This is a genomic window from Nocardia sp. CDC153, from assembly GCF_035818515.1.
Taxonomy (GTDB): domain Bacteria; phylum Actinomycetota; class Actinomycetes; order Mycobacteriales; family Mycobacteriaceae; genus Nocardia.
In genome coordinates, this window is the sequence record NZ_JAYKYU010000006.1 from 449,116 (window position 1) to 470,044 (window position 20,929).

Annotated in this window: 18 protein-coding genes and 1 pseudogene; 11 read left to right on the top strand and 8 right to left on the bottom strand. The window is 66.1% G+C overall.

Features of this window, described 5'->3' with window-relative positions; translation table 11 throughout:
* Window positions 1-5 precede the first annotated feature (5 nt).
* The 4 genes from VMT65_RS32430 (at window position 6) to VMT65_RS32445 (ending at window position 7,588) form a co-directional block, all read left to right on the top strand.
* Entirely contained in the window at window positions 6-878 is an 873-nt protein-coding gene (locus VMT65_RS32430) for a thioesterase II family protein (RefSeq protein ID WP_326312408.1), read from the top strand.
* A complete protein-coding gene (locus VMT65_RS32435; RefSeq protein ID WP_326312409.1) occupies window positions 875-6,511 on the top strand; it encodes a type I polyketide synthase in 5,637 nt (1,878 codons plus the stop codon). Before VMT65_RS32430 ends, VMT65_RS32435 begins: the two co-directional genes overlap by 4 nt.
* A 41-nt stretch (window positions 6,512-6,552) precedes the next feature.
* Window positions 6,553-6,825, top strand: coding sequence for a 4Fe-4S dicluster domain-containing protein (locus tag VMT65_RS32440; protein ID WP_326312410.1), 273 nt, complete (start codon window positions 6,553-6,555; stop codon window positions 6,823-6,825).
* A 133-nt stretch (window positions 6,826-6,958) separates the two neighbouring features.
* Window positions 6,959-7,588, top strand: coding sequence for a winged helix-turn-helix transcriptional regulator (locus VMT65_RS32445; RefSeq protein WP_326312412.1), 630 nt, complete (start codon window positions 6,959-6,961; stop codon window positions 7,586-7,588).
* Here VMT65_RS32445 and VMT65_RS32450 read toward each other — a convergent pair.
* The 3 genes from VMT65_RS32450 to VMT65_RS32460 form a co-directional block, all read right to left on the bottom strand.
* Window positions 7,585-7,872, bottom strand: coding sequence for a hypothetical protein (locus VMT65_RS32450; protein WP_326312413.1), 288 nt, complete (start codon window positions 7,870-7,872; stop codon window positions 7,585-7,587). The genes VMT65_RS32445 and VMT65_RS32450 overlap by 4 nt on opposite strands.
* A 178-nt stretch (window positions 7,873-8,050) precedes the next feature.
* Window positions 8,051-8,380 carry an SCP2 sterol-binding domain-containing protein gene (locus VMT65_RS32455; RefSeq protein ID WP_326312415.1) on the bottom strand — a complete coding sequence of 110 codons (330 nt, stop codon included), beginning with the start codon at window positions 8,378-8,380 and terminating at the stop codon, window positions 8,051-8,053.
* 96 nt (window positions 8,381-8,476) lie between these two features.
* Window positions 8,477-9,493: an AfsR/SARP family transcriptional regulator gene (locus VMT65_RS32460; protein WP_326312416.1), complete on the bottom strand. Its 1,017-nt coding sequence runs from the start codon at window positions 9,491-9,493 to the stop codon at window positions 8,477-8,479.
* 519 nt (window positions 9,494-10,012) lie between these two features.
* On the opposite strand from VMT65_RS32460, the gene VMT65_RS32465 reads away from it, so the two are divergent.
* The 3 genes and pseudogenes from VMT65_RS32465 to VMT65_RS32475 all read left to right on the top strand — a co-directional run.
* A complete protein-coding gene (locus VMT65_RS32465; protein ID WP_326312418.1) occupies window positions 10,013-10,897 on the top strand; it encodes an alpha/beta fold hydrolase in 885 nt (294 codons plus the stop codon).
* 266 nt (window positions 10,898-11,163) lie between these two features.
* Entirely contained in the window at window positions 11,164-12,600 is a 1,437-nt protein-coding gene (locus tag VMT65_RS32470) for an MFS transporter (protein WP_326312419.1), read from the top strand.
* Between the two features lie 103 nt (window positions 12,601-12,703).
* A pseudogene (locus VMT65_RS32475) lies at window positions 12,704-13,024 on the top strand (winged helix-turn-helix transcriptional regulator); the annotation flags it as partial.
* Here VMT65_RS32475 and VMT65_RS32480 read toward each other — a convergent pair.
* Window positions 12,984-13,604 (bottom strand): hypothetical protein, encoded by a 621-nt coding sequence (locus VMT65_RS32480; RefSeq protein WP_326312420.1) that lies wholly within the window; start codon window positions 13,602-13,604, stop codon window positions 12,984-12,986. The pseudogene VMT65_RS32475 and the gene VMT65_RS32480 sit on opposite strands and share 41 nt — an antisense overlap.
* A gap of 351 nt (window positions 13,605-13,955) precedes the next feature.
* Between VMT65_RS32480 and VMT65_RS32485 the strand changes: the two genes are divergently transcribed.
* A complete protein-coding gene (locus VMT65_RS32485; protein ID WP_326312421.1) occupies window positions 13,956-14,549 on the top strand; it encodes an Rv1733c family protein in 594 nt (197 codons plus the stop codon).
* Window positions 14,550-14,558: 9 nt separating this feature from the next.
* Here VMT65_RS32485 and VMT65_RS32490 read toward each other — a convergent pair whose 3' ends face one another.
* The 4 genes from VMT65_RS32490 to VMT65_RS32505 all read right to left on the bottom strand — a co-directional run bounded on the left by VMT65_RS32490 (window position 14,559) and on the right by VMT65_RS32505 (window position 17,236).
* Window positions 14,559-15,476, bottom strand: a complete 918-nt coding sequence (locus VMT65_RS32490) for a 2-hydroxyacid dehydrogenase (protein WP_326312422.1) — start codon at window positions 15,474-15,476, stop codon at window positions 14,559-14,561.
* A gap of 123 nt (window positions 15,477-15,599) precedes the next feature.
* A complete protein-coding gene (locus tag VMT65_RS32495; RefSeq protein WP_326312423.1) occupies window positions 15,600-15,752 on the bottom strand; it encodes a hypothetical protein in 153 nt (50 codons plus the stop codon).
* A gap of 26 nt (window positions 15,753-15,778) precedes the next feature.
* On the bottom strand, window positions 15,779-16,243 hold the full coding sequence (locus VMT65_RS32500; protein WP_326312424.1) for a LapA family protein: 465 nt from the start codon (window positions 16,241-16,243) through the stop codon (window positions 15,779-15,781).
* A gap of 90 nt (window positions 16,244-16,333) precedes the next feature.
* Window positions 16,334-17,236 carry a helix-turn-helix domain-containing protein gene (locus VMT65_RS32505; protein ID WP_326312425.1) on the bottom strand — a complete coding sequence of 301 codons (903 nt, stop codon included), beginning with the start codon at window positions 17,234-17,236 and terminating at the stop codon, window positions 16,334-16,336.
* A gap of 534 nt (window positions 17,237-17,770) precedes the next feature.
* Between VMT65_RS32505 and ligD the strand changes: the two genes are divergently transcribed.
* From ligD to VMT65_RS32520, 3 genes are all read left to right on the top strand, one after another.
* On the top strand, window positions 17,771-18,742 hold the full coding sequence (ligD, locus tag VMT65_RS32510; protein ID WP_326312427.1) for a non-homologous end-joining DNA ligase: 972 nt from the start codon (window positions 17,771-17,773) through the stop codon (window positions 18,740-18,742).
* A 71-nt stretch (window positions 18,743-18,813) separates the two neighbouring features.
* The gene (locus VMT65_RS32515) at window positions 18,814-19,227 is read left to right on the top strand and encodes a pyridoxamine 5'-phosphate oxidase family protein (protein ID WP_326312429.1); all 414 of its coding nucleotides are present in this window, start codon (window positions 18,814-18,816) and stop codon (window positions 19,225-19,227) included.
* A gap of 183 nt (window positions 19,228-19,410) precedes the next feature.
* Window positions 19,411-20,829, top strand: a complete 1,419-nt coding sequence (locus tag VMT65_RS32520) for an amino acid permease (protein WP_326312430.1) — start codon at window positions 19,411-19,413, stop codon at window positions 20,827-20,829.
* Window positions 20,830-20,929: the final 100 nt, after the last annotated feature.

The window sequence follows — 20,929 nt, forward strand, 5'->3', positions numbered from 1 at the left end:
ACCGAATGACCGGGCCGACCATGACAGAACAGGGCCTGCGGGCACGACTCGCGCACCTGCCGCCCGAACAGAGGGCCCAACTCGCCGAACGCCTGCGCCGCACGCGGCCGTCGGCGGCGCCGGAGAAGTGGTTCGTCCGGCACGGGAGCGCCGATCCGGCCTTGCGACTGTTCTGCTTTTCCTACGCGGGCGGCGGCACCACCCTGTTCCGCAGTTGGAGCGATCAGCTGCCCGAACAGGTCGAGGTGTGTGCGATCCAACTGCCGGGCCGCGAGTCCAGGGCGGCGGAGCCGCCCCATCGGCGACTGGTCTCGCTCGTCGGCGACCTGGAGACGGCGATCGTGCCCCTGCTCGACCGGCCGTTTGCGCTGTTCGGGCACAGCATGGGTGCGCTCGTGGCGTTCGAATTGGCCCGACAGTTGCGGCGCACCGGCTCGCCGCAACCGGCCAGGTTGTTCCTGGCCGCATTTCGAGCGCCTCAGCTGCCGAACCCCAATATCCGCATCTATCACCTGCCCGACGAAGTGCTGAAAACGGTGCTGGCCAAGGAGGGCACGCCGCAAAGCGTGCTGGACAACGACGACATCATGCGTGCCCTGCTGCCGATACTGCGCGCCGATATCGAAGTGTGCGACACCTACGAGTACACAGCCGAAGCGCCGCTGTCGATTCCGATGTCGGTCTTCGGCGGCCAGCAGGACGTGCGCGTCGGGCGCACGGACCTCGAGCTGTGGAAAGTGCAGGCGGGCAACGACTTCGGTCTCACCATGCTGCCGGGCCCGCATTTCTTCATCCAGGTCAGTCAGGACCTTCTGCTTGCGCATCTCACCAACGAACTGCGATCCACGCTGAACAACGGAGGCGGTATTCCGGCATGAGCGATCCACAGCACGACAACCTCCAGCGCGACCCCATCGCGATCGTCGGAATCGGATGCCATTTCCCCGGCGGAGCGGTTACCCCGGACGCCTACTGGGACATGCTCTGCGCGGGCGTGGACGCCACCCGCGAGCTGCCGCGGGATCGCTGGGAGGTCGGCAAATTCTATGACCCCGACCCCGCCAAGCTCGGCAAGATGAGCACCTTCCGCGGTGGTTTCCTCGAGCAGGTCGACCAATTCGACGCCCATTTCTTCGGTATCTCGCCGCGCGAGGCGATCTGGCTCGATCCGCAGCAGCGCCTGCTGCTGCGCGCGGTGTGGGAGGCTCTGGAAGACGCGGGCCAGGACGCGGACCGCCTCGCCGGTAGCGACACCGGCGTCTTCGTCGGCGGTTTCACACTGGATTACAAGCTGCTGCAGAACTATGGGGTGCACAGCCGGTACGAGCTACAGGCGCACTCGGCCACCGGCATGATGATGACGATGCTGGCCAATCGGCTGTCGCACGCGTTCGACTTCCGCGGCCCCAGCCTCACCGTCGACACCGCCTGCTCCGGGTCGCTGGTCGCGCTTCATCTTGCGACACAAGCGATCTGGAACGGTGAATGCGCGCAGGCCGTCGTCGGCGGCGTCAACGTGATGCTGGCCCCGAACATGACGATCGCCGAATCCAAGGGTGGGTTCCTGAGCCCCGATGGCCGGTGCAAGACGTTCGACGCCTCCGCGAACGGCTACGCGCGCGGCGAAGGCGCGGGCGTGGTCCTATTGAAGCCGCTCGCCCGGGCGCAGGCCGACCGCGACTCGATCTACGCGCTGGTCCGCGGGACCGCCGTCACACAGGACGGTCACACCAATGGCATCACCGTCCCCAACGGTGACTCCCAGGAAGCCGCCATGCGCGCGGCGTACGCGCGGGCCGGAGTCTCGCCCCACGAGGTGCAGTACGTGGAGGCGCACGGGACGGGCACGCCACTCGGAGATCCGATCGAGGCGACCGCGATCGGGCGAGTGCTGTCGGTGAACCGGCGCGAGGGCGACCCCATCCTGGTCGGGTCGGTCAAGACCAATATCGGGCACCTCGAGGCCGCGGCCGGCGTCGCGGGCCTGATCAAGACCGCCCTCTGCCTCAAACACGGTCGGATTCCAGCGAATCTGCATCTGAAAGAACCCAATCCCGCCATCCCGTTCGCCGAATTCGGACTGCGCGTCCCCACACAGCTGACCGAGTGGCCCGCGACGAGCGGTCCGCGATACGCGGGAGTGAACTCGTTCGGATTCGGCGGCACCAATGCCCATGCCGTGCTGCAGGGCCCGCCTCGGCAACAGCCGGTCCCACCGCGTGGCGAGGATCGGCGCCGCGTCGTTGTATTGTCGGCGCGCACCGCCGACGCACTGCACGAGCTGGCCGGGTCGATGTGCGAGTACTTCGAGGGCACAGGCGAAAGTCTGGCCGATATAGCGTATTCGTCCGCGCTCCGCCGCACCCACCACGAGCATCGTCTCGCCGTGGTCGCGCGGGATGTCGATGACGCCCGAGCACGGTTGCGTGCCTACCTCGACGACGGGAAGTCCGCCGGTGTGGTCGCGGGCCGAGCCCGGCCGCGAACCAAACCCGCACTCGCATTCGTCTTTTCGGGCATGGGCCCGCAGTGGTGGGGCATGGGGCGGCAGTTGTTGACGACCGAGCCAGTCTTCCGTGCGGCCGTCGAAGCGTGCTCGGCCGAATTGCGGAAGTACACCGGCTGGTCGCTGATGGACGAGTTGCTCGCTGACGAGGAGCAATCCCGCATGGCGGAGACGGAAGTGGCGCAACCGGCCAACTTCGCTCTGCAAGTGGGTCTTTCCGAACTCTGGCGGTCCTGGGGAATCGAACCCGATGCGATCATCGGACACAGCGCGGGGGAAGTGGCCGCGCAGTATGTGGCCGGGGTGCTGAGTCTGGCGGACGCGACCAAGGTCATCTACTACCGCAGCAGCCTGCAACAGCGCACCTCCGGCAGCGGCCGCATGCTGGCCGTCGGTATGACACCTGAAACCCTGAATCAGGCGGTGGCCGACGCCGGTCCGATGGTGTCGGTCGCGGCCATCAACAGCCCGAGCGCGGTCACGCTATCGGGCGAGGCCGCGGTACTCGAGAGCATGGCCAAGCAGTTGGAGACCTTCGGCGTCTTCCACCGCTTCCTACCCGTGAAGGTTCCCTTCCACAGCCACTACATGGATCCGCTGCGCGCGGAGTTGGAGGCCGGGCTGGCCGGACTGCGGCCCGGCCACGCGAGGGTGCCGCTGTACTCCACGGTCACCGGCAGCCGCATCGACGGCAGCGCTGCCGACAGCCGCTACTGGTGGCAGAACGTACGGGCCACCGTCCTGTTCTCGGCCGCGTTCAGCGAGATGGTCGACGACGGCTACACCCACTTTCTCGAACTCGCGCCGCACCCGGTCCTGGCGAGCTCGATGCGGGAATTGCTTACCGGGCCCGAGCGCGAAGGGCTGGTCGTCGGGTCGCTTCGCCGCGACGAACCCGACGACGAAATGCTCTTGCGGACACTGGGTTCGCTGCACGGCCATGGTCACCCGGTGCGGTGGGAGAGCTTCCATGCGCCCGACGCGCGGTTCGTCAAGCTCCCGACCTATCCGTGGCAGCTCGAGACCTATTGGAACGAGTCTGCCGAGGCGCGCGAGGACCGCCACTACCGGCAGGTGCACCCGCTGCTCGGGCAGCGGATGAATGCCGCGCATCCCACATGGGAAGTGGAACTCAACACCTCTCATCTGGCGTACCTGGCCGACCACCGGATTCAGGACAATGTCCTGCTGCCGGGTGCGGCACTCATCGAGATGGCCTTGGCCGCCGCCCGTCAGGTCTACGGCCCCGGCGATTACAGCGTCGACACGTTGCAACTGCACCGGGCGCTGGTGCTGCTACCGGTCTCGGATGCGCGGTTGCGTACGACGCTCTATCAGGAGGATGCGCGGGTCGAGATCGCCAGCTACCTGGCGCTGCCCAGCGGGGAACGGCAGTGGACGATCCACGCGACAGCCCAGATCGCCACGAGCGCAACGACACCCGAGGCGCACGATGTCGCCGCCATCATCGCCGGATGTGGGCAGCAGGTCTCCCACGACGAGTTCTACACACGCACGCGCGGCATGGGATTTCAGTACGGCGCCGCATTCCAATCGGTCGGCGATATCGCCACCGGTGACCGGGTGGCGGTCGGCCATGTCGCGATTCCCGACGAGATCTGTTCCGGGCTCGAGGATTACCTGTTCCATCCCGCGCTGATCGATGCCGCCTTCCAGGTTCTGCTGGTCGCGGCGGCTCCGGCCGAAGCGGCCGAAGACCGCGCGACACCCTATCTTCCGGTGCGGATCGACCGGATCCGCGTGCTGGCGCCGCCCACGGGAGACATGGTCGTCGTCGCGCGAGTAGTCCAAGCCGATCGATCACGGATCGTCAGTGACATCGCCCTGTGCGACAACACCGGACGGGTCCTGGTCCAGATCGACGGGTTCCGAGCGCAATCCCTCGCCGCGGCGGCAAGTCTGTCCCCGGAACGGATCGACCGTGGTCTCTACGAGTTGACCTGGCAGGCGGTCCCTGCGACGAGCGTGAGTGCCGATGATGCTGTGGCGCTCGCGGATTCGCCGCTCGACGCGAACGGTACCGACGATGCCTGGTTGATCTTCACCGACGCGACCGGTGTCGGTGCGGAAGCGGCGGCGCTGGTGCGGAGCGGCGGCCGCCGTGTCATCAGCGTGAGCCACGCCGATGTCAGCGACGTGGACGACGGCCGTGATGACGAGTACACCATCGACCCCGCCAACCCGGCTCACTACGTGCAGGTGATGCGAACCCTGCGCGAGCAGAAGATCGGCACGGTCGTGCATCTGTGGAGCCTCGATATCGACTTCGACGACGCCGAATCGGCCGAGGACCTGCAGGCTGCGCAAGAGCTCGGCGTGTACTCGGTCACGCTCCTGATGCAGTCCCTGTCGGCCGAGCTTTCCCAGGTACCGAAGGTGTGGCTGGTCACCCGCGGTGCGCAATCCGTTGGTGCGGAACGAGATCGGCCGAATATCGCGCAGGCCCCGCTGTGGGGGCTGGGGCGTGTCATTGGTCATCAGGAATTCACGACGCTCTGGGGTGGCCTGTGCGATCTGGACCCGATGGACAGTGACGCACAGCAAGCGCGGTTGCTGGCCGAGTTGATCACCAAGCCCGACACCGAGGATCAGATCGCGCTGCGGGGGAGCGGACGCTACGTCGCCCGCCTCACCGAGAGCGCGGACCTGACGCCGCCGTTCCCGGCGCGGATGCGTGCCGCCGGTAGTTATCTCGTCACCGGTGGTCTGGGCGCGCTCGGCCTGCTGGTCGCGCGATTCCTGATCGAGCGCGGCGCGCGCGACGTGGTCCTGATGGGCCGAACCCCGCTCCCGGATCGGCGAACCTGGAACGAGCTGCCCGCCGACCACCCGCGCCGAGGTCTCGTCGACGAACTCCGCAAGCTCGAATCCCTCGGCGCCAGAATTCATCTCGCCGCCGTCGATGTCACCGACGCCGAACAGCTGCAGAGCTGGCTCAGCAGGCACGGCGAGGCGGGCCTGCCCCCGATCGTCGGGGTCGTGCACGCCGCGGGCGTCGTGGACGACGAGTTGCTGGTCCGCATGGAACGGGAAACCTTCACGAAGGTATTGCGGCCCAAGCTGATCGGCGGCTGGCTGTTGCATCGCCTGTTCCGGGATACGGCGCTGGACTTCTTCGTCCTGTTCTCGTCCACCGGATCGGTGATCGCGTCACCGGGCCAGGGAAACTACGCGGCAGGCAACGCCTTCCTGGACGCCCTGGCGGGTTATCGGCGCGGGCTCGGCCTGCCGGCACTCAGTATTGGATGGGGCCCGTGGTCGGTGGGCATGGTCGAACAGCTCGACCTCGAGCAGATGTATGCCCGCCGCGGCATCGAACTCATCACCCCCGAAACCGGCATGCAGATCCTGGGCCGGGTCCTGCATCAGCGTCCGGCCCACCTGGTGGCGATCACCGTCGACTGGGCGACAGCACGCGAAACCTCGTTGACGGGCCAGATGCCGCCGATGTTCTCCCAGCTAGCGGTCCGCGGCGAAGGCGATGACATCGATGCGAGCAGTACCGATTCCGAATCGCTGGTGGCGACGCTGCGGCAAGCAGGCGAGGACGAACGCGCCGCCGTGCTGGGCAAGTTCCTGCGCGAGGTGGTCGCGCGGGTGCTCGGTTCGGACGCGGAGAAGATCAGCACCGAGGAGACACTCAGCAGTCTCGGGCTCGACTCGATGATGGCGATCGAGATGAAACACCGCATCGAGGTCGTCCTGCAGATCGATGTCCCGGTCCTCGACCTGCTGCAGGGCGCCACTATCGCTGCCCTCGCGGCAGGGATGGTCACCCGCCTCGAGTTCGGCGGATCCGAATCCGTTGCCGAAGCCGACGAGTCGGCGCCTGCCGCGACGGGCGAGGCCGGTGAGCAGCTCGACGAGTTGGAACAGCTTCTAGCCCAAGCCTCTCCCGACGAACTCGAGGCGCTGCTGAGGGAGCTCGAGAGCGACCAGTCCGCCGCCGACCACCACGGCCAGGACGGCGTGGCGGTGGTCTGACCGGCGCACCACCCACCACCCCGGACCCCGAGGAGATACGTATGCCTTACGTGATCACCGAACCATGTATCGGCAGCAAGGATACGTCGTGCTACGACGTGTGCCCGGTCGACGCGATCCAACCCACCCCCGACGCAACAGACTTCGACAACTACGACCAGATGTTCATCGACCCGGTGGCCTGTATCGATTGTGGCGCCTGCTCTGCCGTGTGCCCGGTCGAAGCGATCTACAACGAAGATGACGTTCCGCAGCAGTGGCAGTCGTCGATCGCGATCAACAGGCGACACTTCGAAGCCCAACAGGCGCCGTGACCATCCGGACAATGCAAATTCAGCAATCGCGCCTGCGGCAGGGGAACCCGACATCGCGCTGGCGGCGTGGGCGCGCACTTGGGTGTCCTATACTCAAGTAAGTTAAAGAAAGTCAAGTAAGAGTTGGAGAGCAATGCCCAAACGGTCCTACGATCAATACTGTGGCCTGGCACGGGCGCTGGACGTCATCGGCGGGCGGTGGAGTCTGCTGATCGTTCGGGAGCTGCTCGTCGGACCGGCCCGGTATGGCGAACTGCAGGCGGGGCTGCCCGGCATTGCGACCAATCTGCTCGCCGAACGCCTACGCGAGCTGGAGGAAACCGGCATCGTTCAGCGCACTCTGGCCGCCGAGGGCAATGGCGTCGTGTACATGCTCACGCCGTGGGGTAGTGAACTTCGGGGTGCGGTTGGCGCCCTGGTGAATTGGAGTACCCCGCTCATGATCTCGGGTCCGCGGGCGGACGACTCGTTTCGGGGTCACTGGCTGGTGGTGGCGCTGAATTCGCTACTGGCCGACAGGCGGTCCGACACGCCGACGACGGTTGGCGTGGCCGTCGACGATGAGGTCGTCAGCGTGCGCATCGACGAGAAGGGCACTCATGTCGAACTGTGCCGAGGTGAGGAGCCGGCGACCGTACTGCGCGGTGAGGCCGCGGTCGTCTTGGGCATGGCATCGGGCATGCTGACCGTCGACCAGGCGGTCGCGGCCAGCGATCTCCGCGGCAAGAAGAAGGATCTCGTCAGCGCATTCGCCCGCGGTTAGGTCTCGAGCTCGTCCTCGCGGTCGTCCTTGGTTTCGAGGGCGACGTCCTCCGGTTGGCCGCCGGAATACCCGTGCCGAGTAACTTCCCCATGCACGCGACCGCGGATCTCCAGCAAGTCTCCGATGCCGCGCGAGGTGACGATCGCCGAGACGAAAGCGACCATGTACCCACCGATGACATCGTCGATGGCCGCACTCGCGAGCGCGAGGCTACCAACCATGGCGGCGATCAGTTTGCTGTCGGTCAGGATTCGGGCCAGCACCGGAAACGCGGTCATGGACATGGCCGCGCCGAGGAACAGCGCGAAGGCGGATCGCGGAACGGTCTGGCCGTGGACGGTCGCGGGGTCCGCGATGGCGAGTCCTTCTCACCAGACGAAATCCGACCCGACGATGTCGCCATCGCAGGCTGATCGGGTTGTCGCACAAGGTGACTGAGCTCGGGCCGAGCCCGAGCGTGGATCAGGACGTCGTGTCGAAGAGCTCGGGAACCCGGAGTGCGAGCGTCATATCGCCTTCGACCTTCATCTTGCCGGTCATGAACGCCTTCATCGCGTCTTGCCGGCCCTCGGCGATAGCGAGCCAGATGTCGCTGGTCGTGGTGAATGTGGTGTCCGGTTCGGGGACGCCGCCGGGGATGAGACGGCCCTGGCAGTCCTTGATCTCGATGGCCCACACACCCGGGTCGAGATCGGTGAGCTGCCACTGGAGGGTGCTTTCGACGCCGGTCGCGGCCTCGCTGCGGAGGCGGCCGGGCAGTTCGTCGAAGAGTTCGCCAACGGTAAGGGTCATGGGATCGCGCTCCTGGCAGTGTCATTCAGGGGAAGCCGGATCGGTCGTTGTCCAGCTCGTGCGCGATGACCGTAGGAAATCGGACTTCCCCGCCTGTTACCGCATCTGTAAGTTCGCGGGCCGCAGCGTTCGGTTGCGGGGGACGCGCGTGCCGACCAGCTGGCGTCGCAGCTCGTCGAAGTCCTTCGGCGGCTCGACACCGAGATCGCGCTCGACGGCATCGCAGTACGCCTCCAATCGGCGTCGGGCGCGGCTGGGGTTACCGTTGCGCAGGGATGCTTCGATGATCACCCGGTTCGCCAACTGGTTGTACCGGTCCAGGCGCAGCATTTGATACGCCGATTCGAGCAGGTCTTCGTCTGCGCCGCAATCGATGTCGATCTGCATGAGGCGGGTGAGAGCTTGTGAGCACATCAGGGTGTACCGATGCCGGTAGCGTTCGAGCCAGGGGCTCGACTCGCCGTCGAGGAGAGGGCCTTGGGAGACGTATTCCGAGACCCGTCGGTAGTAGAAGCGGGCCCGAGCGATGTCACCAATGTTGTCGCAGGCGTGACCGCGCTGGTACAGCAGTTCGAGGTCGGCCACGTCCGTCCACCACATGTTCGCCGACTCGAAGGTGTAGACGCGGTTCGCATGATGTTGGATGAACGAAGACTGTTCTCGCGGACCGAGTTCGGGCTCGAGCAGGCGCTTGAGCGCATGCATGTTCACGTCGAAGCCGGAGATTGCCTTGCCGGGTTCGGCTTCGGGCCACAGTGTCTCGACGAACTGGTCTGCCGAGCACGGCTTCCCGGGATTCAGCAGGAACCACAGCAGTATGTGCAGACCCTTCTTTCGACTTGTTTCGAGAGTGAGCCGTTGATCACCTCGATAGATTCGTAGATACCCGAACAAGTATGCCCTGCAAGGCGCTTCGCGTTCGAGTTCCCTCGGGTGGTCGAGGTCGTTGCTACTGAGACCTCCGGTCGTGTACACAGCCATGACTCCCCCGTTCTGCGGAAACGCGTACCAAGCGGCCGAGACCCTGTCGGCGCCGGTGAGAAGTGAATGCTCTTCACGGACAATACAGCACTTTGCGCAAGTTGACGGGTGGTTGTCAATGGGGGAGAGCATCTGGGAAGATGCGTGACCTCCCGAATGGCGCCGAGGTGAAGTATGTTGCGCGACTGTGGATCCCGAGCGCGCTTAGTGAAATCCGCTCCGGATGCGGTATTTACCTGCCAGCGACAGCCATAAGAACTTGGGGCATAAAGGGTTTGGGGCTGCCGAGTGCGGAAAACGACCTTCGGTCCAGGGCTGCCGAAACGCGCCGATCCTTTGGTTCGAGACACGACAGCCTGGTCGTATTAATCTACCGCGGCGGCTACGTTGCGGCCGCACTTGCGTGCCGCGTAAGTGAAATGGAACAGCGATCGCGGAGCATAGCTGTTCGAGCTGGGGAATTCAGCGCGTCGTCCGGGGCGGGCGCGGCGGCGGCCTGTCATGATCGTCGTCACTGGGCCCGGATTGCCGAAAGTTGTTGCAGGGCTGGCGTTGTCGAGGTCCTTGGCGTCGCCCGGAGCGGCGGCGCAGGCGACTTTAGTTTTAAGTGTATACTTGACTATTGTTCGATCCTCGGCGAGGATCTGGGGCATGGCCGTGGTGCAACCTGTAGGCGAACGTCCCGGGTGGGTGGACGACGAGTTGTTTCCGTTCGCGAGCCGCTTCGTCGAGCTCGGCGGGAACGTCGTGCACTACATCGACGAAGGCTCGGGGCCAAATCTGCTGTTGTTGCACAGCAACCCGGTGTGGTCCTTCGTATACCGCGACGTCATCACGACGCTGCGCGACAGGTTTCGGTGTATCGCGCCGGATTTTCCGGGGTTCGGTCTGTCGACCGCGGCCCCCGGCTATCGGTTCACGGCCCAGGAACACTCGGACATGCTGTCGGCATTCATCGAACGCCTCGACCTCACGGGGACGACCTTGGTGGGCCACAGTTGGGGCGGCCCGTTCGGCCTGTACGCGGCGGAGCGACAGCCCGAACGGTTCGATCGGCTCGTCCTGACCAACACCTGGGCATGGCCGTTGAACGGCGATCTGTCCAGCGAGTTCTTCTCACGCGTCGGAGGCAGCTTGATCGGACGCGAGTTGATCCGACGCTTCGACCTGATGGTCGAATACTTCATCCCCTCGGCGCACAAGCGGCGCAAGGTGTCCGACGCCGAGATGACGCACTATCGCCAGGCGATGCCCACACCGGCGCTCCGTCGGCCATGCGCCGCCCTGCCGGGGCAATTGGTCGGGGCACGAGCGTACTTCAGGGATCTCGAGGAGGGACTCGAGTCGGTACGCGACCTGCCCACGCTGATCCTGTGGGGCGACAGCGACTGGATCTTCCCCGAGAAGTACCGCGAGCGTTGGGAAGCGATACTGCCCAACCACACCACGACCATTCTGAAAGGGGTGGGTCATTTCCCGCAGTCCGACGCGCCCGCCGAATTCAGTGCGGCCATTGAGCAATGGTGGGGTCGGTAAAACGCAAGAGCGTCAACCACTTACGAAGGGAACACGGTATGACTCAGCAGCAGCCGACCATGCGGTCCTCTTCTACTTCCCGCACACCGAACAAACCTCCACCGCCCCGGCCGCGGAACATTTCACGATTCGAGACGGCAAGATCGCCGAGAGCCTGTTGACCTTCGACCGAATGTCCTTCTTCCCACCCCAATCCTAGTAACGCCAACGCACGGGTTCAGGTGTTCGTGCCGGAATACATCGACCTCAAAAGGAGACACCTTGTCATGACTCGCGCGGTGGAAAACTCATCTGTTCTCTCGACGATGCGCGGCAAGCTGATTCTCGCGCTGCTCTGCTCGATCGGCTTCCTGGACTTCATGGACGCGGTGATCGTCAATGTCGCACTGCCGTCGATCCAGCATCACCTCGATTTCTCCGAGCAGGGCCTGCAATGGGTGGCCACCGGCTATCTGCTGACCTACGGCGGCTTCATGTTGCTCGGCGGGCGCGCCGCGGACCTGACCGGACGCCGCCGCGTGCTCCTCATCGGCGTGGTGGTGTTCGCCCTCGCCTCCCTGGTCGGAGGGTTCGCCACCACCGCGCCATTACTCGTCGGCGCTCGCCTGGTCCAGGGCGCCGGTGCGGCGCTGATGATGCCCGCGGCGCTGTCACTGGTGACGACCACATTCGAGGAGGGTCCCGACCGGCATCGAGCCCTCGGCGTCTGGGGCGGCATGATCGGGCTGGCGTCGGCGGCCGGCGTCCTGCTCGGTGGGGTGCTGACCGACGCGTTCGGCTGGCGCTCGGTATTGCTGATCAACCCGATCATCTGCGTGTTGCTGCTCGTCCCGATCTTTCGGTTGCTGCCCGACGACCGGCACCGTGCGCCGGGCGCGAGCTTCGACGCGCCGGGTGCCGTGCTCGGCACCGGGGGCATGTTGCTGCTCGTATACGGAGTGGTCGAGGCTCCGCATGCGGGCTGGGGCTCGGTGAGCACGATCTTTCGACTCGCGGGCGCGGCGCTGCTCCTGATCGGGTTCGTCGTGAACGAGTACCGCCACCCGAATCCGTTGATGCCGTTGTCGATCTTCCGGATTCGCGGTCTCGCGGCCGCGGACGCCACCCAGCTGATCGCGATCGCCGGATTCATGTCGATGTTCTTCTTCCTCAGCCTCTACATGCAGAACGTGCTCGGATACTCCCCACTCAAGACCGGTGTTGTGTATCTGCCGGTCACGTTCGGCATCGGAATCGGCGCGGGTACCGCGACCAAACTGATTCCGCTGGTCGGCACCCGCCCGTTGATCGTGGGTGGATCGGTGGTCGCGTCCATCGGTGTGTTCCTGCTGTCCGGCCTGCCGGTCGACGGCGAGTATGTGAGCGACCTGCTGCCCGGCATGATGGTGATGTCGGTCGGTCTCGGCTTTGTCATGGTGTCGGTCACGAACGCGGCCAATGCTGGAGTGCCAGCCGACAAGGCAGGACTCGCGGCATCGCTGCTGAACAGTTCCCAGCAACTTGGTGGAGCGCTCGGCCTCGCGGTATTGACCACGGTCGCGACCTCGCGCACCACTCACCTGTTGTCCGTCGGTACGCCCCCGCCCGACGCGCTGGCGTCCGGATTCGATCGAGCATTGCTGGCCAGTGGCATCGCCATTCTGGTCGCCGCGGTGATCGGCCTGGGCACCTACAACACCCGCAGCAACGACGCACCCATGTGAGTGTTCCCGTCGCCGCGGATGATTCCGCGGCGACGGGGCCGAATTGGCGCGGATATCGGGCCTGCGTTGTGGCCCAGATGTCACCAGATGTCAAGGGGTAGAAGTGAGTCGAAGCTACGACCTGGACGACGGTCTCGCGCGGGCTCTCGATGTCGTAGGCGACCGGTGGAATCTGCTGATCGTCCGCGAGCTCCTCACCGCTGCCGCCCGGTACGGCGAGCTGTTCGATAAGCTTCCCGGCGTGTCCACGAATTTGCTCGCCGACCGGCTCCGCGACCTCGAGGCCGCGGGCGTGGTCGAGCGGAGGCTGGCCGCGGAGAGCAACTCCGTCGTCTACGCCCTCACTCCGTGGGGAACCGAGCTGCGCGAACCGATCGAGGCTCTCATCCGTTGGTCCGCGCCGCTGATGCCGCCTGGCCGGGAGCGTGGCCAGCCAGCATGATGGCTCGATGAGCCTCGGAGAGATCACGCATGTTCACCATCTGACGGCGCATCATGAACAGGTCCAACCAGCCCAGAAAATACTGACGGACATAGCCGAGCCGTCTCGCCCGCGGAAGGGTCAATTTCACGAGGAGCCGGGTGCCGTCGGACCCGATCGGGCGAATGACATAGCTGATCGCCAAGTCTCCCAGCAGTAGTCGCGCGATCCAGTGACTCACACGGATCGTGACATGTTCGTCGTAGACGAAGCTGACCAAGGTGAACAGCGTCATGAATCGCTGGCCCAGTCGCAGGTCCTCCAACCCCGGTGTAAGCGTGCGCGGACTTCGCCGTCCCAAATTATTCAGCAGGTCATAGCTATAGGGCGCAACCCTGATCTGGCACAGCCATCTGTACACAACCGGGGGCGGAGCCGCGATATCGATCGCACGGTGCGGGTCTGTCCGGGTGCCGTCGCCAACCTCGGTGTCACACGGAAACGTCTCGCGCACTTCGGCATCCGTCGATCCCCATACGAACGGCAAACCGTACGGACTGAAGAACGTCTCTCTAAGGTTCATGTCCCTACCCCTCCCTCGCTGGGCACGTTGCCGCTCGCGGAAGGCAAGTGCAATCGATGGCAACGGTGGACCGATCGACTTCCCCTCGGTTTACCGAGTCCGTAAGTTGAGGGCGCACGGTCGATCTGGGCGCGCCCGAAGCGTCGGTTGGGGTTGGAGGGGTCGGTACTGGAGCTAATCAGGTCCGGTCGGCGACAACGGAAAGCGAGGAAAAGTGGAATCTGGAGGCCGCGTAATGTACTCGCAACGCGCTGACCTTGACGTTCCCCCGGTTCAGGGCGTATCAACCTGGGTACAACTACCGATATAGCCGGTAGAGACGACGCGTGGAGAGAGGCGGTCCAGGTGTCGATGCGTCCTCCTTTGCCGACTCGCCTGTGGCGGGTGCGGCCGTGGAACCCCAATCCGCTGATGCGCGTCTCGGACCGGGCCGAGGTGGTGTTGCGGGCCGTGGCGGTGGTCGTGGTGGCGGCGGCCGTGCCGGTCGCGGGGGCCGTTGGGACCGTGAGCTATACGGGTGCGCAGGCTCGGATCGCCGCGCAGGACGCGGGAAAGACCAAGGTGACGGCCACCGAGACCGCCGATGCCGTGCGGTTGCCGGACGGCGATCACTATGCGGGGCATCAGGACCGGTATCAGGCTCCGGTGCAATGGACCATCGACGGCAAGAGCGCCACCGCCACCGTGGATGTCACCGGGCCGCAGGCCGCGGGGGCGACCGTGACGCTGTGGGTCAAGGACGGCCAGCCGACGCTGGCTCCCGCCCGGCCGGGGGCGGCCGCGGCCGAGGGGATCGGGACCGGGCTGGCGGTGCTGGTCGAAACCTGGTGTGCCGCAGCGGCATCGGTGTGGTTCACCGGCACCGTGTTCGACGCCAGACGCTATGCGCGCTGGGAGCGTGAATGGCGAGGGATCAATAGACCGATCGGTAAAGACACGCTCTAGCGCCGGTGATCAGTACTCGCCGTGAATGAGATTGCGCGGCGGCTCGCCGGACAGGTAGCGCGCGATCTCGGCCGTCGCGACGGACCAGCCGCGGTGCAGATTGCCATTGCTGCTGCCGCCCACGTGCGGGGTCAGCAGCAGGCCCGGCGCATCCCAGAGCGGATGGTCCTCGGGCAGTGGCTCCGGGTCGGTGACGTCGAGAATGGCGCGCAGACGGCCGGATTGGAGTTCGGCGAGCAGATCGTCGGTGCGCACGACCGGGCCGCGGGCGGCATTGACCAGGATGGCGTTGTCGGCCATGCGGGCCAGGAAGGCGGCGTCGACCATGCCGACGGTGGCCGTGGTGACCGGGACCATGAGTACGACGGCGTCGAAATGCGGGAGCAGGTCCGGGATTTCGTCGACGCCGTGAACGCCCTCGCGGGCATGCGTACCGACCAGTTCGACTGTGGTGTCGAAGGGCTCCAGCATGCGACGCAGTTCGGTCGCCAGATCGCCCGCGCCGATGATCAGGATGCGCTTGCCGTGCAAGGTGTCCGTGCGGTGCTGGGTCCAGCGGTGCTCGCGCTGGGCCAGCGCGAAACCGGTGAATTCGCGGTAGACCGAGAGCAATCCGGTGATCGCCCACTCCGCGGTGCTCGCGCCGTGCGCGCCGCGGCCGGTGGAGATCGCGATGGTGTCGGGCAGCTTGCCCACCCACGCCTCGGCCCCGGCGGTGAGCAGCTGCACCAGCCGCAGCTTGGGCAGCGAGCGCGCCAACTCGACGAGTTCGGGTCGCCCGGCGAGGAATCCGGGCACCAGGATCTCCGCCTCGTCCGCCCCGTCGGGCAGCGGCTGCCCGATCTCGTAGCGCAGCGGGCGCGCGCCCTCGAGTCGCGAGATCGCCGCGAAACCGTAGTCGTCCGGAACCAACACCGTCACCGTCATGACAGCGACGCTAGCCGACCGGGCGAATCCCGGTCGGCCGCGGTCGGAATCACGCCGGGCACATCGGTATCGCGCCGGGTGCCCTCGCTGTCGCGCCGGGCGTCGCTGTCGCGCTGGGCGCGCTCAGTAGCGCGGGTGGGCGAGGTAGCGGGCCGGTGCGCCCAGCAGCCACCGGATCAGTGCGGCGGTCAGCACCAGGATTCCCAACGAGGTGAGCGCCGGGGTGGCGATGAGCCAGCCCGCGTCGAGCAGCGCCAGGCCGAGCACGGCGAGCATGCGGTGTCCTCTGGAGGACCGGGGTCCTATTTGGCGACGGATTCTTTCTGTGGTGTGCCCCCGCCCTTCCGGAACGGGTTGACCGGCCAGTTCGGTCGCGTGAACTTCTGCTGCGACGTCTTGGCCATGGGAACCACCGGTTGCCGGGGTGCATCCACGCTACGCGCGGGTTTGGCCTCGGGTGCCGGTTTCGCGAGTTCCTTTCGCGCCGCCGCCATTTCGCGCCGTGACTGCCGCAGCTCGCGCCGCGCCACCACGCCACGCCGGGAGGTGGTCCACAGCCCGGCCAGCAGCAGGATGAACCCCGCCGTGCCGACCGCGCCGACCAGAATCCCGTAGGCGAACAGCAATCCGGAGGACCCGCCATAGGTGTGATCGAAAATGGTGAAGCCGCTGGGCAATCTGTGGCTGTCACCGCTGTTGGCCTGTACGCCGGCCACCCCCACGGTCACAGCACCCAGCAGAGCGATGAGCCCGATGATTGTGAACATGCCTGGGCAATTCCCGCTGGCCGAGCGGCCAAACCGCGGGACAGCGCGTCGTCCTGCGGCTCGCCGCCGCCCCGGCGCGTTCGGCTCACATCACGCCGCGGGGTCTCCGTCCTGGGGACCGAACGCGCAGTCGTCGGGAAGGATCCCGGCGCCGAGCGCCGCCTCCGACGGCGGCGGCGCGAGCGGATCGACATAGGCGCCCGGATCCTCGGGGCCCTCGCTCGTCGGGGTCATGAGCACGAACTCGCCGTGTACGACCGGAGTCACGCTGTTCCAGGCCGACATTCGGTAGTTCTCCCACTTCCGGGTGTCGGGGTTTTTCAGGATGATCAGCGTGTTGTCGAACTGCTCCTGGGTGAAGTCGGCATTCCACAGCCGCGCGAACTGGGGATGGCCGACACACGGGGCGAGCACCTCGCGCATCTCCTCGGCGGACAGCGCCACCGGACCCAGGATCTTGAAGCCGTAGAGCAGCCGCGCCACGATGGTCTGCCAGTTCGCGATCGAGGTCCGCGCGTACTGATTGTTGAAGAACCAGTCGAAGAGGTTCTTCGGGGCCAGCGCGTCCGGTGCCGGGGTTTCCAGACCGACCAGTGTGCGCGCACCGATGTCGTTGATCTGCAACACGTCGAAGCGCGGCACGCCCAGGTGCATGGCCACATACGGCAGCGCGTCGAGACGTTCCTGGTCGATCGCGGTGAGGCGGCTCGGCCAACTGCCCGGATTCGGGTCGTAGAGGCCGGAGGCGATATTGGCGAGGATGAGGCGCAGGAAGAACTGGGGCAGGTCCACCGCCTTGCACCAGTAGGCCAGGTAATCGGGGTGGAAGGCGATCCGGCCGCCCTCCAGCTTGGCGTAGTGCTTGGCGTCGACGCCCATGGCCTCGGCGACCGCACGCTGGGTGAGACCCTTGTTCTCGCGGTAGCGGCGGACGAACTTGTGGAGCGGACCGCGATTCTGGTCGATCCATTCCTGGGTGATCGGGGTGGTCATGATTCCTCGGTGTCAGTGCATTTGCGAACTTCTTGTGCGCATGCGTGGTCCAACCCCTCGAATCGGTGTGTGCGAGGCTGCTTCTCGGCGTTGTCCAACGGCCGGTGAGGGCCTGTCGGCAACCGCTGCCGCGAAGTGGCGGAGATCATGCGGGATGCGACGCGAACACGCAGTTCAGAGGTGGTAGCCAGATCGGCGGGCCCGCGAGCCTTGACAGTGTACAAACGCTCGATTTCTACTTTTCCGGTGCCCCCGGCAATCCGCGGGCATCAGCCGCACACCGGATGCCGCAGGGAGGCGGGAACGGTGTGGCGGCCCGTATCACCGAATGCATCGGACTCCGGCCGGGAGGGCTAGGGGCCGAGCCCGAGGGGTGTGATGCGGGGATGGCGGGGACCTCTGTCGAGGTCCCGCCATCGGGAATCGATAACGACCGCGGTGGTCGTCGGCGTGCCGCGGGCAAGGATGTCGCAATCTGCTAGCAAACTTTGCGGCATGTCCCTATTGCCGGATTGTCGGCTCGGGTAGCCGTCGGTGGCCGCGCCCGTGCGCCGTGGCCCGTCGCCCATGCTGGCGACCGGGGGCGCGCCGCCGGACGGGCCGGGGTGGGCGGTGGAGATGAAATGGGACGGGGTGCGGATCATCGCGGTCTGCGAGGCGGGGGCGTGCACCTTGCTCAGCCGCAATGGGAACGACGTGAGTGCGGCGTATCCGGAGGTCGTCGGGGCGCTGAAGGGGGTGTCCGACAAGGGATCTCTGATACTGGACGGGGAGATCATCGCGGCGGATCGGGATGGCGCGCCGTCGTTCGGACTGTTGCAGCGGCGGATGCACGTGGCGCGGCCGGGGGAGCAATTGGTGGCCGAGGTGCCGGTGCAGTTCTTCGTCTTCGATCTGCTGCGGGTCGGTGGGGTCGATGTGATGGGGGAGACCTACCTCGAACGACGCGAGCGACTCGCGGAAGTGGCACTGCCGCCGCCGATTTCGGTGCCACCGTATTGGGTCGACGTGGATGCGAGCGCATTGCTGGAAGTGGCGCGCGAGCATCGGATCGAAGGGGTCGTTTCGAAGCGCGCGGATTCGGTGTATCTGCCGGGGCGGCGTTCACCGGCCTGGATCAAGACGCCGCTGCGGCAGAACACCGAAGTCGTGGTGGCGGGTTGGACGCCGGGTGCCGGGGCGTTCGGGGCGACCTTCGGATCGCTGGTGATGGGTGCGCACGACGAAACCGGGCAACTGGTCTACATCGGCAATGTCGGAACCGGATTCACGCAGGCGGCGCGGCGTGTCCTGCGCGGGGTGCTGGACGAGATCACCGTCTCCGCAAGCCCTTTCGAGTCGCCCCCGCCGGAAGCCGGTGCGGGCGGCTGGCACTGGGTGGATCCCATCCTGGTCGGCGACGTCGAATACCGCGAATTCTCCGGCGAGCGGCTGCGCATGCCCAGCTGGAAGGGGCTGCGCACCGACAAGCCGCCCGCCCTGGTCGAGGTGCCGCCGCGGCGCTGATGCTGGGAGTGAACCATGAGATGCGACAAGGCAATTGGCGAATTCTTCAACTTTGGACCACAATCGGAGGAATGGGCGGCGTTGGGGCACGAAGGCTGCGCGAGCTCTCGGCTGCCGATTCACTGAAACGGCTGGCCAGCGCGCAATACGGTCGAATTGTGTACTCGCGCCGCGGACTTCCGATCATCAGGCCCGTCAACCACATTGTCGAAGAGGACGTCGTGGTGGTGCGTGCGCACCTGGGCGCAAGCCTGTTGCGGGGTGACGGCCAGGTGGTGGCCTACGAGGCGGACTCCTTCGACGAGCACACCCGACAGGGGTGGAGCGTCATCGTCACCGGGGTGGCGCGGGTGGTCATGGATCCCGAACAGGTGCAGCGGTACGAGACGCTGCTCGACCCGTGGATCAATCTGCCGATGGACCATGTGATTCGCATCGAGGCCGAGGTCGTCACCGGTCTGGAACTGATCGACGAAGCGGGCTGAGGCGCTGGCGCATCGGCCACGGAGTTACGCCACGCGCGCGGGTGACTGTGACACGCGATACCACTCCGGTAGCGTGACACGCCGTTGGACCGAGCACGGCAATCCGTCGGCTAGCTCGGTGCGGCCGGGCGCTCGCCTCACCAACGGCGAGTTCCGGTCGCACGCACGTGAGAGGAACCGCATTTGACAGCCTCAGAAAGGCAGCAGCTACCGGACACCGGGGCCGCAACCACCCAGGACGAGGGATACTCGCGTGGCCTGTCGCCGCGCACGATTCAGATGATCGCCATCGGCGGCGCGATCGGCACCGGCCTGTTCTACGGCGCGGGCGGCGCGATCGAGAAGGCCGGACCGGCGCTCATCCTCTGCTATCTGGCCGCGGGCCTGGCCATCTTCGTGATCATGCGGGCGCTGGGCGAACTGCTCACCTATCGCCCGGTCACCGGCAGCTTCGCCGAATACGCGAACGAGTTCCTGGGCCGCTTCGCGGGATTCGCCACCGGCTGGACGTATTGGGCGGTCTGGGTCGCCACCTGCATGGCCGAGATCACCGTGGCGGGCAAGTACGTGCAGTACTGGTTCGACATCCCGCAGTGGGTGACCGCACTGGTGGTGCTCGGCATCATGTTCATCGCGAATCTGGTGTCGGTGCGGCTGTTCGGCGAGGGCGAATTCTGGTTCTCCGCCATCAAGGTGACCGCCATCCTGGCCATGATCGTGATCGGCCTCGGCGTGCTGATCTTCCACTTCGGCCACGCCGCCAACCCGACCGTGACCAACCTGTGGAACGACGGGGGTGTCTTCCCCAACGGGGTCGGGCAGGCGATGCTGGCGCTGCAGATCGTCGTGTTCGCCTATGTCGGTGTGGAATTGGTGGGCGTCACCGCCGGTGAGGCGCGCGACCCGAAGCGCACCCTGCGCAAGGCCATCAACACGCTGCCGTTCCGCATCGGCCTGTTCTACGTCGGCGCGCTCATCGTCATCATGTCGGTGTCGAGCTGGCGCACCTTCCACGCGGGCCGCAGCCCGTTCGTGGAGGTCTTCGAGCAGATCGGCATCCCCGGCGCGGCGGGCATCATCAACTTCGTCCTCCTGACCGCCGCCCTGTCCTCCTGCAACTCCGGCATCTACTCCACCGGCCGCATGCTCCGCAGCCTCTCCCAGCGTGAGGAAGCCCCGGCCGGTCTGGGCTCCTTGAGCAACCGCTCGGTCCCCGCCGCGGGCATCGCGGTCTCCGCCGCGGTCATGGTCATCGGCGTAGCGGTCAACTATTTCTCCCCCGACAAGGCCTTCGGCTACATCACCTCGGTCAGCACCATGGGCATCATCTTCGTCTGGGGCATGATCCTGGTCTGCCACCTCCTCTACCGCCTCCGCGTCTCCCGAGGAACATTGCCCGCCAGCGACTACCGCCTCCCGGGCGCGCCGTACACCACGGCCCTGGCACTCGCCTTCCTCGCCCTGGTCGTGGTCCTGCTCTTCTTCACCGAAGACGGCCGCAGCGCCCTGGTAGTGGGCGTCGTCTGGGGCATCCTGGTCTGCGCCGGCTACCCCTTGCTCTCCCGCAAACACACGAAAACGGCTGCCCCCGGGACGCGCTAGTCTCGGAAGGCATGACGCACGCTCGCGATCGTCGGGGTAGACATTCGGGCGCGTTCGACCCGGAGACGGTGCCGCTGCGCCCGGAATCGCCCAGATCCAG

Coding starts and splice junctions, on each gene's coding strand:
- VMT65_RS32495 (WP_326312423.1), bottom strand. CDS start 15,752: ATGCTCGCCGTGCTCGGCCTGGCGCTGCTCGACGCGGGCTGGCTCATC.
- VMT65_RS32435 (WP_326312409.1), top strand. CDS start 875: ATGAGCGATCCACAGCACGACAACCTCCAGCGCGACCCCATCGCGATC.
- VMT65_RS32440 (WP_326312410.1), top strand. CDS start 6,553: ATGCCTTACGTGATCACCGAACCATGTATCGGCAGCAAGGATACGTCG.
- VMT65_RS32500 (WP_326312424.1), bottom strand. CDS start 16,243: ATGTTCACAATCATCGGGCTCATCGCTCTGCTGGGTGCTGTGACCGTG.
- VMT65_RS32465 (WP_326312418.1), top strand. CDS start 10,013: ATGGCCGTGGTGCAACCTGTAGGCGAACGTCCCGGGTGGGTGGACGAC.
- VMT65_RS32460 (WP_326312416.1), bottom strand. CDS start 9,493: ATGCTCTCCCCCATTGACAACCACCCGTCAACTTGCGCAAAGTGCTGT.
- VMT65_RS32485 (WP_326312421.1), top strand. CDS start 13,956: ATGCGTCCTCCTTTGCCGACTCGCCTGTGGCGGGTGCGGCCGTGGAAC.
- VMT65_RS32455 (WP_326312415.1), bottom strand. CDS start 8,380: ATGACCCTTACCGTTGGCGAACTCTTCGACGAACTGCCCGGCCGCCTC.
- VMT65_RS32505 (WP_326312425.1), bottom strand. CDS start 17,236: ATGACCACCCCGATCACCCAGGAATGGATCGACCAGAATCGCGGTCCG.
- VMT65_RS32430 (WP_326312408.1), top strand. CDS start 6: ATGACCGGGCCGACCATGACAGAACAGGGCCTGCGGGCACGACTCGCG.
- VMT65_RS32470 (WP_326312419.1), top strand. CDS start 11,164: ATGACTCGCGCGGTGGAAAACTCATCTGTTCTCTCGACGATGCGCGGC.
- VMT65_RS32515 (WP_326312429.1), top strand. CDS start 18,814: ATGGGCGGCGTTGGGGCACGAAGGCTGCGCGAGCTCTCGGCTGCCGAT.
- VMT65_RS32480 (WP_326312420.1), bottom strand. CDS start 13,604: ATGAACCTTAGAGAGACGTTCTTCAGTCCGTACGGTTTGCCGTTCGTA.
- VMT65_RS32450 (WP_326312413.1), bottom strand. CDS start 7,872: ATGTCCATGACCGCGTTTCCGGTGCTGGCCCGAATCCTGACCGACAGC.
- VMT65_RS32490 (WP_326312422.1), bottom strand. CDS start 15,476: ATGACGGTGACGGTGTTGGTTCCGGACGACTACGGTTTCGCGGCGATC.
- VMT65_RS32445 (WP_326312412.1), top strand. CDS start 6,959: ATGCCCAAACGGTCCTACGATCAATACTGTGGCCTGGCACGGGCGCTG.